Source organism: Xenorhabdus sp. SGI246 (assembly GCF_040838225.1).
GTDB lineage: Bacteria > Pseudomonadota > Gammaproteobacteria > Enterobacterales > Enterobacteriaceae > Xenorhabdus > Xenorhabdus indica.
The window spans coordinates 18,324-32,502 of record NZ_JBFPEZ010000062.1; the positions used below are offsets into that span (position 1 = coordinate 18,324).

General features: G+C 37.3%; 17 protein-coding genes. 8 read left to right on the plus strand and 9 right to left on the minus strand.

Annotated features, from left to right (window positions below; translation table 11 throughout):
• Positions 1-96: 96 nt before the first annotated feature.
• Positions 97-795 carry a tail fiber protein gene (locus ABLA85_RS14230; protein ID WP_367965067.1) on the minus strand — a complete coding sequence of 233 codons (699 nt, stop codon included), beginning with the start codon at positions 793-795 and terminating at the stop codon, positions 97-99.
• Positions 796-1,685: 890 nt separating this feature from the next.
• On the opposite strand from ABLA85_RS14230, the gene ABLA85_RS14235 reads away from it, so the two are divergent.
• A complete protein-coding gene (locus ABLA85_RS14235) occupies positions 1,686-2,369 on the plus strand; it encodes a tail fiber protein (protein ID WP_367965068.1) in 684 nt (227 codons plus the stop codon).
• A gap of 157 nt (positions 2,370-2,526) precedes the next feature.
• Here the strand turns inward: ABLA85_RS14235 and ABLA85_RS14240 are convergent, their stop codons facing one another.
• Positions 2,527-3,264, minus strand: coding sequence for a class I SAM-dependent methyltransferase (locus ABLA85_RS14240; protein ID WP_367965069.1), 738 nt, complete (start codon positions 3,262-3,264; stop codon positions 2,527-2,529).
• 357 nt (positions 3,265-3,621) lie between these two features.
• On the opposite strand from ABLA85_RS14240, the gene ABLA85_RS14245 reads away from it, so the two are divergent.
• Positions 3,622-3,918 (plus strand): hypothetical protein, encoded by a 297-nt coding sequence (locus ABLA85_RS14245; protein ID WP_367965070.1) that lies wholly within the window; start codon positions 3,622-3,624, stop codon positions 3,916-3,918.
• Between the two features lie 97 nt (positions 3,919-4,015).
• Here the strand turns inward: ABLA85_RS14245 and ABLA85_RS14250 are convergent, their stop codons facing one another.
• Complete coding sequence (locus ABLA85_RS14250) at positions 4,016-4,600, minus strand: AAA family ATPase (protein ID WP_367965071.1); 585 nt, start codon at positions 4,598-4,600, stop codon at positions 4,016-4,018.
• 186 nt (positions 4,601-4,786) lie between these two features.
• A complete protein-coding gene (locus tag ABLA85_RS14255; protein WP_367965072.1) occupies positions 4,787-5,497 on the minus strand; it encodes a LexA family protein in 711 nt (236 codons plus the stop codon).
• A 98-nt stretch (positions 5,498-5,595) separates the two neighbouring features.
• On the opposite strand from ABLA85_RS14255, the gene ABLA85_RS14260 reads away from it, so the two are divergent.
• The 4 genes from ABLA85_RS14260 to lldD all read left to right on the plus strand — a co-directional run bounded on the left by ABLA85_RS14260 (position 5,596) and on the right by lldD (position 8,192).
• Positions 5,596-5,790: a Cro/CI family transcriptional regulator gene (locus tag ABLA85_RS14260; RefSeq protein WP_038267062.1), complete on the plus strand. Its 195-nt coding sequence runs from the start codon at positions 5,596-5,598 to the stop codon at positions 5,788-5,790.
• 109 nt (positions 5,791-5,899) lie between these two features.
• The gene (locus ABLA85_RS14265; RefSeq protein WP_367965073.1) at positions 5,900-6,340 is read left to right on the plus strand and encodes a DUF2335 domain-containing protein; all 441 of its coding nucleotides are present in this window, start codon (positions 5,900-5,902) and stop codon (positions 6,338-6,340) included.
• A 191-nt stretch (positions 6,341-6,531) separates the two neighbouring features.
• Positions 6,532-6,807, plus strand: a complete 276-nt coding sequence (locus ABLA85_RS14270) for an alpha/beta hydrolase (RefSeq protein WP_367965074.1) — start codon at positions 6,532-6,534, stop codon at positions 6,805-6,807.
• A gap of 248 nt (positions 6,808-7,055) precedes the next feature.
• Positions 7,056-8,192, plus strand: coding sequence for an FMN-dependent L-lactate dehydrogenase LldD (lldD, locus tag ABLA85_RS14275; protein ID WP_367965075.1), 1,137 nt, complete (start codon positions 7,056-7,058; stop codon positions 8,190-8,192).
• A gap of 82 nt (positions 8,193-8,274) precedes the next feature.
• Here lldD and ABLA85_RS14280 read toward each other — a convergent pair whose 3' ends face one another.
• Entirely contained in the window at positions 8,275-8,781 is a 507-nt protein-coding gene (locus ABLA85_RS14280) for a DUF1543 domain-containing protein (RefSeq protein ID WP_367965076.1), read from the minus strand.
• 62 nt (positions 8,782-8,843) lie between these two features.
• On the minus strand, positions 8,844-9,623 hold the full coding sequence (locus ABLA85_RS14285) for a PhzF family phenazine biosynthesis protein (protein ID WP_367965077.1): 780 nt from the start codon (positions 9,621-9,623) through the stop codon (positions 8,844-8,846).
• A gap of 167 nt (positions 9,624-9,790) precedes the next feature.
• Here ABLA85_RS14285 and ABLA85_RS14290 point away from each other — a divergent pair, with 167 nt between their 5' ends.
• Positions 9,791-10,294 (plus strand): hypothetical protein, encoded by a 504-nt coding sequence (locus tag ABLA85_RS14290; RefSeq protein WP_367965078.1) that lies wholly within the window; start codon positions 9,791-9,793, stop codon positions 10,292-10,294.
• Between the two features lie 98 nt (positions 10,295-10,392).
• Here the strand turns inward: ABLA85_RS14290 and ABLA85_RS14295 are convergent, their stop codons facing one another.
• Entirely contained in the window at positions 10,393-11,328 is a 936-nt protein-coding gene (locus tag ABLA85_RS14295; RefSeq protein ID WP_367965079.1) for a Kdo(2)-lipid IV(A) acyltransferase, read from the minus strand.
• 478 nt (positions 11,329-11,806) lie between these two features.
• On the opposite strand from ABLA85_RS14295, the gene ABLA85_RS14300 reads away from it, so the two are divergent.
• On the plus strand, positions 11,807-12,865 hold the full coding sequence (locus ABLA85_RS14300) for a rhodanese-related sulfurtransferase (RefSeq protein WP_367965080.1): 1,059 nt from the start codon (positions 11,807-11,809) through the stop codon (positions 12,863-12,865).
• Positions 12,866-12,957: 92 nt separating this feature from the next.
• Here ABLA85_RS14300 and ABLA85_RS14305 read toward each other — a convergent pair whose 3' ends face one another.
• Together ABLA85_RS14305 and bssS are read right to left on the minus strand one after the other, a co-directional pair.
• Complete coding sequence (locus ABLA85_RS14305) at positions 12,958-13,551, minus strand: LuxR C-terminal-related transcriptional regulator (RefSeq protein ID WP_367965081.1); 594 nt, start codon at positions 13,549-13,551, stop codon at positions 12,958-12,960.
• Positions 13,552-13,765: 214 nt separating this feature from the next.
• Positions 13,766-14,020 (minus strand): biofilm formation regulator BssS, encoded by a 255-nt coding sequence (gene bssS, locus ABLA85_RS14310; RefSeq protein WP_367965082.1) that lies wholly within the window; start codon positions 14,018-14,020, stop codon positions 13,766-13,768.
• Between the last annotated feature and the right edge of the window lie 159 nt (positions 14,021-14,179).

A 14,179-nucleotide genomic window follows, 5' to 3' on the forward strand; every position in this document is an offset into this window, starting at 1 on the left:
CCAAATTATATTTTGAAATTGATTATTTTGTAGAGTTCTAAAAAAATTATAGTGACAAAGTTTCGAGTGATGGCATGTTAAAATGATTTTTGTCTATCAATACCCCACAGCAATATAGGTTGCAGCAGGTTTCCATGTTGGCATATATAGAGTATGAATTAGTAACGATGCTCCTTCTCTCTTTGGATGTATTACCTGTGCAATAGCAACCCATTGTTTTTCTGTTCCTCCATCGATTAAAGAACAAGCTAAAGAGACACATTTATTGGGAAACTGAATGGGAAATTCAATGCCACTTGATGATTGTACCCAGCCATCATGTGCATACTGCGGTATATCCCCATATGCTGTCCCCCACTGAATAATTAGCCCACTAGGGAGTTTCTGATAGCCAGATTCATCAAGTTTTGATTCAAAATTGTTCATATCCGGTATTTGATTAGGTTCATGTCCTATAGTCCGATAAACCAGTTCTGATAAACCAAGATTCCTCACAAATTCTGCTTTATCAGGAATATCTGCCCCATTCCGCTTTTTTTCCAAACAGAGATTGGAGTTATTGTTGAGGGCATTTTGGTTGGCTGTATTAGCGAGGTCATATGCTTTTTTAACAGCTTTAGAGGTTGCGACTGTTATCTCACTGCCACTATCCGTCTTATTACTTAGTGTAACAAATCCCGGTTCTACCTGAGTTGCATATGGGTGATTACGGCTTGCAGCGTGTTCTTCAATTGCTCTTTTGACATCTTCCATTGTTGGAACTACTACGGGGCTATTACTGTCTTGAGTACTCATATTTATTCCCTCATTTAATCAACAATATACATTGCCAAATAACATGAAGGCGGTGGGAGACTTCTCCGCCTGTGAACATCAGTAAGCTGGTTCATCAATACTGGAGAGTGTTTCTTGGATTAGGGTGACACAGAATGGCTGATAGGACATCAACAAAATCCATTCCTATTGGTGATAAAATTTGGCAAAGATGCTTCCTTTTCATCTTTTAACTTATTGATTTATTTTACTCAATTGTCCATTTTTACTCACTAAATTTTTATGTGTATACCAATCTAACTTCAAGATACGTGTGATTTCTCCCCGCTTCGCGGGGAGAAATCAGGTTTCATATAGTGTTGTAAATTGCAACTTGAAGTTTAATGCGTATATAGCTTTATTTTTATAATTAATATTTTATTTTAAAATCAATATAATAATTGCATAGTTCGATTCTCAGTTGCAAATTCAGTTTATGAGTAATTATTTGTGATGGTTCAATGTATGCTTGGGTGGATAAGCGGAAATAAGGCACTACTATAATCCAAATAATAATGAAATAAACTCAATTCCCTCTTATTTTATTCAATTCTCTGGCTTAAATAAAAAATATCAATCGAAGATGAAAAACTCATCTTTATCCTTTATCACACCAAGCTTTATCAGTCATCATATAAATTCTATTGATTTCCTATTTATTATTTTATGCCATCCTGCCGTCAAAACATGCAACTCACAAAATATTAATCAATGGAATTTAGTCAAGTAGTACTTTCCAGTATTAATGAATCAATTTTATTGATGTTCACAGGTGGGGAAGTCTCCCACTGCCCCATATTGCCAAAGGTATTTGTAATAAACTTCTTTGGCTTAATCAGTAGCCTACGTTGTTAATAAATGAGGAAATAAATATGAGTACTCCAGATAAAAATCCTGAAATAAAAACATTAGAAAATAATTTCGTAATTGTGCCGACTCGCGAATATGTGCAAAACGCAATCGAAGAACACGCCCGGAGCCGTAATCACCCTTACGCAACATTGAAAGACAGAGGGTTTGTCATTCTAAGTAATGAGGTCGATAGCGATAGTGAAATGACCGCGGCAACATCAAAGGCAGTGAAAGCGGCATATGATTTAGCCAATACCGCCAATCAAAATGCTCTCAACAATAATTCCAATCTCTGTTTGGAAAAAAAGCGGAATGGGGCAGATATTCCTGATAAAGCAGAATTTGTGAGGAATCTTGGTTTATCAGAATTGGTTTATAGAACTGTAGGAAATAATCCAAACCAGATACCGGATATGAACAGTTTTGAATCAAAACTTGATGAATCTGGCTATCAGAAGCTCCCTGGTGGACTAATTATTCAATGGGGAGTGGTAAGAGGTGGAATAAATTCAACGGACCTGCGAAGATTTCCAATTCCATTTAAAAACAAGTGCTTTGTTGTAACAGGTAGTTATGTTAAAGATGCGTGGGGTCAAGGTATCTCTGTTGAAATTAGATCAAAAGAAGAGTTTTTAATTGTTGTCCACGACTCGGCTGGACACTGGTCATATGCACCAGCACAATATATAGCTATCGGATATTAATCCTGATTCATAGTCAATAATGGTTTGAAATTGATAAGAAAGATTAGATTACCAATGTTTTGCCAAAGCACCAGCAGGGAAATAGTGGACTGCGGGAGAGAGTAGGTGTCTATAATAGATTTAAGGATAATCCCCCGGATCACGGGGGATTATCTTGTTAAAACTGACAAACAAGGGCTGTATCAAGGCAATTTCGTTGATAATCATCCCAAAAACCTGGGGGATAATTATCAATATCGCTTTTTGACAACATAGGTTTTTGCCATATAAATTGTTTGAACCCCGCCTTTTGGATCGCGGTTTGATATTGTTCACGACTCCAACGATATGCCGTACAAGGGCTAGGTGGTGTGGTAAGAAATTCACATCTCAGTAGAGTTGTATCTTTCACGGGCTCTTCACTCAGAATTTTTATACAATAATTTTCATAATTCCCTTTTTCTAATCGATAATCGGGTTCAACGGTATAAGCAATCAATTTACCGGAAGGCTTGAGATGAGTGGCAACAACACGGAACATCGTTTCAAGGTCTTCAATAGATTCTGCATGGCAAAATAACCAGGCTGCATTAACTATGTCAAATTTACCAAATGATTCCATCTTGCAGACATCTCTTATATGAAACTCGATATTGTCACCGTATTGTTGTGATTTGCTTTTCGCAATTGCTATCATGTTATCTGATATATCGACCCCAATGACTTTTGAAGCACCACGATTCTTGTATTCTCGACTAAATAGACCATATCCACAGGCTAAATCTAACACTGATTTCCCTTGTATATCTCCTGCCAGATTAAAAATGGTTCTGATTTTTACTTTGATATGGGCAGCAGAATTTGAAAAACTTTCGTAAAGATGGGCAATAGGGTCATATAAAATGTCATCTTTCATGTTTTTTATCCTTAGCTAAAAGCAAAAGTATTTATTTGTTAGAGAGATATATTATTTAGTATAAATTTAATAATCATTGAAAGTATTTTTGCTATTATATATTAATATATCAGTGATGAGTTAGATATGATTTTTTATGTTGTTTACACCTGTGAGAAAAGGGGCCTCCATCACGTTACTATATTCACTCTTAGTTTTCCTACATTTTTTGATAAACCAGCTATATTTATTAATGTACTATCTCAAGTATATGTTCACTTTATGTTTTGATTGAGCTTTATTCAGGCTCAAGATAGCAAATAGAACAATCTGAAGAGATAGGGGCTAAGTTTGGTTAATTTAAAATAAGGTAGTAATATGAAATATCGTCATTTCTTTTTTTTTGTCGTGTTGCTATTTCCATCTTTACCAGTTATGGCTAATGAAAAATATTGGTATTATGGGTGTCCTAAGTATTCAGAAAAAGGAATAGAAGAGATAATGCAAAAAATAAAAAATACCCCTTTTAGAATAATTAGTGAATTGCAAGGGTATAGCAAGGGTGAAGCTGAAATGTATATAAAAAAAACAAAATGTGATTTGCGGAATTTGGATGAGTACGCTCAGGAATTAAAAAAACGAATAAAAGAAGGTAAAAAATCTATAGATCGTTGAAAGACATTTTTGACAGCGTGTTTTACAGTTTTGTGTAATTGCCATTTTATTAAATGTGACCGTTTAGGCGGTCACTTAAAGAATTATAAAGCAAATCTTAATTTTCAGATTTTAAACGATTTTTTAAGTGGACTAAAACCTCTATAACCTGATTTTCTACATTTTTTTCACCATCAACAATCAGGTCCGCATGTTTTTTTAATTCATCATCAAAGAACAGACTACGAGAATCCGACAGATAGAAACACATTTCTTCCATTAACTCTTCTTTAGTTGTTTCTTTGTTCTGGAAATCACGAAGTAATCGACGACAAAGAGCGATGTCCATTGGTGTGTTGAGATGAATAGCTATATCTATAAATTGTCCTGTTTGCATATGAAGCCTGCCTAAAGGAGCATCAAAGATAATGAATTCAGTAGGATAAATAATCTGGTGATTTGTAGCGTGTTGAGTGATTTTATTAGATTTTAGGGCGTTTAAATTTTTTGCTAAGTCTGGATAATCCCACTGGGAGTAGTCTTTCCCTGCTTTTTCCCATAAAACATAATCATCAGGATATTTTGATATAGGGTCGAAGTCATCCCAAGATAGTATGGCAGCATTTAGCAGAGTTGATAGCTGTTTTGATAAAGTTGTTTTGCCTGAACCTGATATGCCTGTAATGGCAATGATTTTGTTCATATCTACCTATATCCTTCGTTTTTCAAGTTGCTTCTTTGTTGGCTGTGTTCGCTCACTCCGGTCACGTAGTCTCTATTAAAATTTTATTTATCAATCTATTGGATATTTGTAGCTTATTATAAATTATCCAGCCAGCCCCTAAGAAATATCATAAAAGGTGTAGCAGATTCGCTGGCTGGTGGTTTTTTATGGCAACTGAGCTACTTTGGCCTCTACAACGACACCCAGAATATGAATTTTATCACTGAGCGGTATCATATTATATTGGGAATTCAGTGGCTTAAGATAAGCATCATACCCTTCCGTAATCAATTGTTTGAAGGTCAGCTCCTTTTCTCCTTCGAGCTTTGCAACAACCAAATTATTGGTGATGGGTTTTATCTCTGGATCGACCAAAATAATCATTCCTTGCGGTATGCTCAAGCCATTCGGTGAATTCATTGAATCATCTTTTACTTCCAGCCAAAAAGCACGGTATGAACATTCAACAGAAGTGTCGTACTGTTTAATATTGTTTCTATGGTATGGCGATGTAGGTTCTTCACACCAATTTCCAGCATCAGCCCAGTTGAGTAACGGGTATTGTCTGTAACAGGTTACATTGTCAATCAAGGTCATATTATCGCCATAGACTGCGGTCAGCAGTTTCCTTGCTTGTTTGTCTAGTGATGGACTGAAATCATTAATGGTAACCCCTAATCTGTTGGCAAAATCGGCAGCTATCTCCAAATTAAGGGCATTTGTGCCATTAAGATAGTGTGAAATAGCCCCCTGACTTTTGCCAAGTTCGTCCGCGAATTTTTCCTGAGAGATGCCTAATTGTTTTTTCTTTGACTCATATATGTCTTTCAAACGCTTGGCATCTGCGAGTTGTTCTGTTGTAAGTTTCTTTTTCATGCACGCATTTTAATACCAATGCTATTGAATTGATAAATACTAAAAGTATTGAAATATTTAATACTTTGGATATTATTTGGGAAATACAGGAGGAAATTATGGAAAAAATACCATTATCAGAATATGTGAAACAGAATGGACAAGCTAAAACAGCAAGTTTAGTTGGTGTTCATCAAACAGCTATCAGTAAGGCATTACGGGCTGGTCGTAAAATATTTTTGATTCGTCAGGAGGATGGTAGTTATAAAGCGGAAGAGTGTCGGCCATTTCCCAGTCAGAAACAGATTGTATAGCGAAGAGAAAGAACATTAGGGGAATTAGGCAGCATTAATTACTGATTAACTTTAATTATTTCATTGATTTTATTCTTATACATTTTGTGTATATTGTCTCGGAGAAAATATGGAGTATCACTTTCGTCATTATATTAGTGCAATGGGGAGTATTTTAGATATTATGCCCGCAAATGATTACCAAAGAGTTTTGGACAATGAACAAGATTTAAAAAATCAAATTGGTTCTGATTGTTTGGGGCCTCTTCCTCCTCCTGATGTTTTGAAGGACTATGAGTCGATTCTTTCTGGTAGTACAGAGAGAATATTATCGTTCAGAGAAAAAGAGCAAAAATTTCAGTATGATAATCAAAAGCTGGCACTGGATGGCATGATAAAAAAGGAGAAAAGAGGGCAGTGGATGGGTTTTTCTATTGCAATGTTTATTTTGATTATCGCTACGTTTTTTGCACTCAGAGGTGAAATGGTGTTTGCAGGAACACTAATTACAATTGATTTAATTGGATTAGCGGCAGTATTTGTTATAGGAAGGAAGTTAGGTGCTAAGTGATTTTGTCATGTCAGTAATGAATAGAACATTTAAAAGTGAGTTTTTTACTTAGTGTTTTTATGACTTGTTATTTTTAGTATTATTGTCCCATATTAAGATATTGCGTAATTTATATCGATAAATATAAAAAGGTTTTGTATTATATTTATTGGCTATAAATGTAATTTATTAATGTACTATGGATAACTAATATGGATATAAAAACTTTATGTAAGCTTTATCAGTCAGAAAAAAATATTAAATATCTTTTTTTCTGGGGGCATAAAACTAAAAATTCTGATTTTGTCACAAAATCCATCATCTCTTCCAATGATGAAATTGTTTCTCCTCAATCATCCTACGCCCTTGCCAATTCGTTACAAACTGAAATCATTAATATTGAAAATGCAGGCCATTTTCTTGATAGAGACGGTTTTACCCGTTTGCTTCCTGTTTATGATGTACTGAAAACTATCGTATCAGGATAAATACTAAGAACTCAATCTTGGTCATGTTTTTAGCATAGTGGGCGATATTCGCTCACTATATCTCTCTTTAGCTCATTATCCCTTTACTGTCTCACCTGAATTATCAGCAAATAAAACAAATGTTTTGTGAAACAAGTTTATGTATTTTTAAGCTTCTTATTGCGTTGTTTGATGTATTAGTCATGGGCAATATGATTAACCAGAACAATACTATTGCCGTCCACTCCATTTTGGGTAGAGGTACAGACATGATTATTTCCGCTTCAACTGATTATCGGGCTGCTGCACAGGCTAAATTACCCCCTTTCCTGTTCCACTATATTGACGGGGGAGCTTATGCAGAGCATACCCTTAAACGCAATACCGAAGATTTATCTCACATTGAACTGCGTCAGCGTGTACTAAAAGACATGTCTGAATTGAATCTGGAAACCCGTTTATTTGGGGAAAAAATGACAATGCCAGTGGCATTAGCTCCCGTTGGATTAAGTGGGATGTACGCTCGTCGGGGGGAAGTACAGGCTGCACGGGCTGCTGCTAAAAAAGGTATTCCATTTACATTATCGACGGTGTCAATATGTCCGATTGAAGAAGTTGCTTCTGCAATTGAACGTCCAATATGGTTTCAGCTTTATGTACTGAAAGATCGTGGTTTTATGCGTAATGTTCTGGAAAGAGCAGAGGCGGCCGGCGTTAAAAATCTGGTATTTACTGTTGATATGCCTGTACCTGGTGCTCGTTATCGTGATGCACATTCAGGTATGAGTGGCCCGAATGCTTCTTTACGGCGTTTTTTGCAGGCGATAACGCATCCACAGTGGGCATGGAGTGTTGGCTTGATGGGTAAGCCCCATGATCTCGGTAACATATCTAAATATCGTGGTGTACCCACCAAATTGGGGGATTATATTGGTTGGTTGGGAAGCAATTTTGATCCATCCATATCGTGGAAAGATTTAGAGTGGATCCGCGATTGCTGGAAAGGGCCAATGATTATTAAAGGTATTCTCGATCCTGACGATGCTAAGGATGCTGTCCGTTTTGGTGCGGATGGTATTGTGGTTTCTAATCACGGAGGGCGCCAGTTGGATGGTGTTCTTTCAACCGTCAGAGCTTTACCAGCTATTGCCGATGCTGTCAAAAATGACCTCACTATTCTGACTGACTCCGGTATTCGTACCGGGTTGGATGTAGTACGAATGATCGCATTGGGGGCTGATAGTGTTTTATTGGGGCGTGCTTTTGCTTATGCATTGGCAGCAGCCGGAGAAGCAGGAGTTTCTAATTTATTGGATCTGATTGAAAAAGAAATACGGGTTGCAATGACATTGACGGGAGCAAAGTCCATTGCAGAAATTAATTCAGATTTGCTGGTCGATAATTGAACGTAAAATTAGCGACTTCAGGCAATTGTATGTTCTGATTGATAGTCAGCAGAAACTGAATTGTTTTGCTGACTATTTTTCATCAGATCCCGATAGGGCGGTATCCTTGCCATTCTGGTTTATCTGGCTGACCGTGAGGGTTTTCAGTCAGATGAACATGGTAGTCGCTGATTTGTCCCAAAAGCAGGCAGTCATCAACGTCTTTTAGGTTGTCTTTATGTAGCTGATCATAACCAGTGAGCAAATATTTTTTAGCTTTTTCTTTTGCATCTTCTACGCTATGAGCAACGAAAAATCCAAATTCGTGTGCTTCTGCCAGAGAGTCATTTTGGTAACCTCCCATGTTTACGAAATAGAGGTTCATCTCCCCGTGGTATTCGTTATCGCTGAGGGAAATATCATAACCGTCGGCCCATGTGACAGGCATATAACCATCCAGATGAAGTTTATCTTTATCACCAAACCAGACATCACGTAATACAGGGTATGCTTCTTCAATCTTATTCACTGCAACAAACTGGACATCATGAACTTCGATATTGGATTTTCCAGCGTTTCCACCAAGATAAAACATATATAGTTGAATCATATCTTTCCTTAGTACTTGAATACTTTTGAGCTGCTACTTTTCAAAGCAAGAAATTTATTGATTTAATACACTATTTTCCCATAAGAAAATAATTTTGCTTTTCCTGTCAGATAAACACGTTTTCCTTGTATTTCGCATAATATATCGCCACCCCTCTCTGATAACTGACGGGCACGAAGTACCGACTTATTGAGCCTTGTTCCCCAGAAAGGTGCCAGAACACAATGAGCTGAACCTGTGACAGGGTCTTCATTAATGCCTTTTGCTGGAGCAAAATAGCGCGAAACAAAGTCGGTAGATGAATCGCCAGAAGCAGTAATGGCAAGCCCCGGCAGCGGAAGGGCGGCTATTTTATCAAAGTGTGGTCGGGCATGAAGAACCTTATCGGCAGAATCCAGTACACAGATATAACGATCATGGGAAGCCAATACCTCGTTGATCTCTTGCCCTACAGCCTCTTGCATGATGGGAAGAAGTGTTTTCTCTTCTTGGTAACCAGCGGCAGGAAAGTCTAATGTAAAAACGCCATCCTGATGGGTGACACTAAGTTCTCCAGAACGGGTTTTGAATGTAATTGGATTATTTTGATAAGAATGTTGTTCAACGAGAACAAAAGCTGTCGCCAGTGTTGCATGCCCACATAAATTGACTTCCACTCTGGGAGTAAACCAGCGTAGGTGATCACCAACTAAAAAAGCAGTTTCTGAGAGGTTGATCTCAGCAGCAATGGCGGTCAATGTTTCATCTGATAACCATTCGTCCAGTAAGACAACAGCAGCGGGATTACCGGAGAAGTTTTTTTCTGTAAAAGCATCGACATGATAAATAGGGTATGAACGCATCAGAAACTCACTTTGTTTTTAAAAAAATGTGACCTAGCATGTTGAAATTACTATTGTTTGTAAAGGGGTATTTGTTTTGATTTTGGAACTACCCATTACTGGTAGTTGATCTAAGGTGGTAATGATTATTAAATAATAATACTTGTAATAGTTACATTAGGGGATTTATGAAAATAAAAGGAATACATAGTCTGTTTTTTCTTACGGTAATTGGCTGTTCTCAGGCAGCAGCGTACGATTTCAGCTATAAAAGTGATATACCCGCTGATAACAAACCTTCAGGAGAATATCTGAAAAAAAGGGAAGAACTGGACACCAATTATTGGAACATTAATAAGTTAGCACAAGACAATGCCCTGGCTGAAAAACGAGAAGAAGAGTTGAAGGAATACACCAAAAGACACGATTCGAAAACGTATACCGGGCTTCCTTCCGACTGGAATTATGCCAAAGAAAGGTATTTTATGAACGGATTGCCCCCCCCATACAACGAGTCTGTTGGATTCAAAAAACTGGGATTTTCTTATCAAATAAGGGAAAGGAATTTTTTCAACGAAATGACCCATCGTTCAGTTCGACGCAAATGTTATCGTGAAACCAGACAGAAATTGGAGAAAGAACGAGGGAATCTCTATTCCGAGATGGAGATCTCCGATGCTTGTGGGAGATAGTGATGGTTATTTTATGATTTAATCGATAACTTTCGTTTGCCAGAACTCAGGCAGCCACGTAAAAAATGGCTGCCTTAGCGTTTTCTAATGATGACTGGCTAATGAATATTATCACTATATAAAGATGGCATATCTTTAGGACGTGTTTTAAAACGGCGGTGTAACCACATGTATTGCTCCGGAGCTTGCATAATTTCCTGCTCGATCACTTTATTCATAAAGGTTGCTGCTTCGACTTCATCTTTTTCAGGGAAATTTTCTACAGCAGGTTGAATAATCAGCTCATAACCTTTTCCATCAGGTAATCTGCGTGGTGTAAAAGGTAATAAAGCGGGATTGGATAATCTAACCAGAATTGAAGTTCCGGTTGTTGTTGCGGCATGTTCAACAGCAAATAACGGGGCGAATACGCTTTTACGTGGACCATAATCATGATCTGGTGCGTACCAAACGATTTCACCATTTTTCAGGCAACGGATCATGCCTTTAACATCTTTTCTGTCCAACATGTATTTGTTGGAACGTAAACGCCCCCAGGTTTGTAACCAATCGATAACCGGATTATCGTTCGGGCGATAAACCCCGATGCCCGGATTGAGCATACCAAAAATACGGGCTCCCAGCTCCAGTGTCAGAAAATGGATCCCAATTACGATGATCCCCTGACCTGTGGCTTGCACCTTTTGGATATTCTCTCGTCCTGTAATTTTGAACCAGCGTTTAACTCTCCAGTCAGGCCAGAACCAAGCCATACCGGTTTCAAATAACCCCATACCAACAGATTCAAAGTTTTTGACCAGCCATTTATTCCGTTCCTCCGGTGGCATATTAGGGAAACAGAGAGCCAGATTGCGTTCAGCGATTTTGGCCCGTTTTTTTAAAAAACGTTGTGATAACCGACCAAGCCGGGTTCCTAGCCAGTAAATTACAGGGTAAGGAAGTAAGACCAGCAGATAGAGTATGCCGATACCTAGCCACGTCAGCCAGTAGCGGGGATGTAAAAGTGAACAACGAAAAGAGGGTGCTTGTATCATGTGTTTTCAGTGTATTAAAGATAATAATCTAACTATAAAAAAAACTATATTATAAGGTCTTAAGAGTAATACAGGGGGTATTGTGACACTTTTTAGTAGAATATCGAAATACCGGGGCACTAAATGACTCATCAACTAATAACAACTAGAAGCTTCCCCTATGCCCTGGCCGTGCTGTGTTAGGATACGATTATGATATTCCTCAGTATCATATTCAAATAATTGTTTTATTCCGGTAGAAATTGCTCAAAGTAATACTGTGATAAGTAAGCTAGTTCGGGGATTAAGCTGATTCAGGACAGGGATTGATAGATCTGGGTCACAGAAAAAAGTAATATTGCAGGGAATAAAAACCTCAAGTGTAGCGTGTGGGGTTTCTGGTTAAAATTGTCGATAATGATCTAGTGTAGACACGCTGTGAACACAGACGGACATAAATGTATAAATATCAACAAACTATAAGGGTATTTTGAACACCATGCCAGTGTTACATAACCGTATTTCTAATAAAGAGTTGAAAGAGCGCATGTTGGCTGAAGTAGAGCCACGCACAACTATTTCTTTTTATAAGTATTTTACTATTTCTGAACCACAAGTCTTTCGTGATAGTTTATATCAAAAATTTACTGAATTATCAGTCTTTGGGCGGGTTTATATCGCCAAAGAGGGTATCAATGCGCAAATCAGCATACCTTCCAAAAATGTTGATGCTCTGAAAGTATTATTGGATGCAACTGATCCTGCTTTGTATAACCTGCGACTCAATATTGCGCTGGAAGATGATGGCAAGTCATTTTGGGTATTACGTATGAAAGTGCGTGAACGCATTGTTGCTGATGGTATTGATGATGAAACTTTTAATCCGTCAAAAACGGGTGAGTACCTGAAAGCCGCTCAGGTCAACCAAATGCTGGATGATCCTAATACTGTGTTTGTCGATATGCGTAACCATTATGAATATGAAGTTGGGCATTTTGAAAACGCAATTGAGATCCCATCAGATACATTTCGTGAACAATTGCCGATGGCAGTAGAAATGTTGAAAGATGATAAAGATAAAAATATCGTTATGTATTGTACTGGCGGGATCCGTTGTGAAAAAGCGAGTGCCTACATGCTCCACAATGGTTTTAACAACGTTTACCATGTAGAAGGTGGCATTATTGAGTATGCCCGCAAAGTAAAAGAGCAAGGTTTACCTGTTCGCTTTATTGGTAAAAATTTTGTTTTTGATGAGCGTATGGGAGAGCGTATTTCTGAGGACGTTATCGCTCATTGTCATCAGTGTGGTGAAATTTGTGATAGCCACACTAACTGTAAAAATGATGGATGCCATTTGCTATTTATTCAATGTCCAGCCTGTGCTGAGCAGTTTGAGGGATGTTGTAGCGATGTTTGTCGGGAGGAAATGTCACTCCCTGAAGATGAGCAACGTGCTCGCAGGGCAGGAAGAGAAAATGGGGCTAAGATTTTTAATAAATCTCGTTATCGGTTGAGTGACGGTCTAAATATTACCTCATTACAATCCAATAAGTAATAAATTTATCTTAAGTATCTTCTCTCAGGCAGATACAAAAATTGGCGTAATAATTTAAGTATTATTACGCCAATTTAGTTATTTTTGTAGTGTTAGCAGAGATATTTAAAAATATTATAAACGAAAAGTAGCTCTATTTTGTTGGTTACTCCTATTTTTTCTATGATATGCCGTTTATGTGAATAAACTGTACTGCTACTTATATTTAGTAATTTGGCAATTTTATAGGTATCTAATTCCAGCATCCAATAATAGATGATCCTGTTTTCTTGTTGACTAAAAATAGAACTTTTTATGTTGAAGTTGGCAAAATAACGTTGAATATCATGTGATGCCATCTCTTTTAGCCGTGCTAACAACAAGGACAGATTCCTTTTTGGTAAAATAAAATCCTTATTAGTCAATTGGATATGATTTTCTATCCATGGGTATGGTTTATCAAGATAGATATATATACGGGTATCACGAACTAATGAAATCAATAACTTCATTTGTTCACAATATGAACTGTGATGACCATAATGTGTCAGGTTCATCAAAACAATATCAGGCGAAAATATTGACAGAATATTTATCGCTCCCGGAATTGAATGAGCTTCTGTTGGAAAGATATCTGTATTTTCTTTTAGAAATTCAATGATCCCAAGACGTGTATAATGACACTCATCAATGATTAATAATTTCATTAATTGAACATCCTTGTTCTATAGCGGTTATTATTAAATGAATTAGGTTGCTTGATATTTTAGAATCAAGCGAACGGACATAGTTGTATGATACAGTATTGTACAGAATAATAAACTATATAAATGATTTTATCGGCTGAAATTTGTTTTGATACTCATGCTGGACACTCAGTGTATTGAGTGTCCAGTTGTGTTTGAATTTTCAAGTTTGTTGTTAATGTTTCGTATAGTCAAGTTGAGTGTATTCCGATGATTCAAGCTTCTCGATTCCAGCCTGCAAGATTAGGATCAGTTGTTTTGCAACCCCTGTCGTCAACCACAATGTTTTGTCAATACTAACATTATCTGTGGCTTGATCTTGGGAGGATAAGTAATGAAGACGAATCATCATGGCGTCGTAAGTATCCACGATACTGATGTCCCAACCTACAACTGGGTGGGTTTGGATTATTTCATTTTTTTGTCCCATATAACCTCCTAATCAGACTACAGCATCTTGATTGATATAATTGACTAAGAGCAGTGGAACTCATCTAAGGATGAGCAGTTGCAGTATAAACCTTTTTATCAATCTAATACTACAACCAGTTGTAGAAACCAGATATTGGTCATTTTATCTGATAATAAG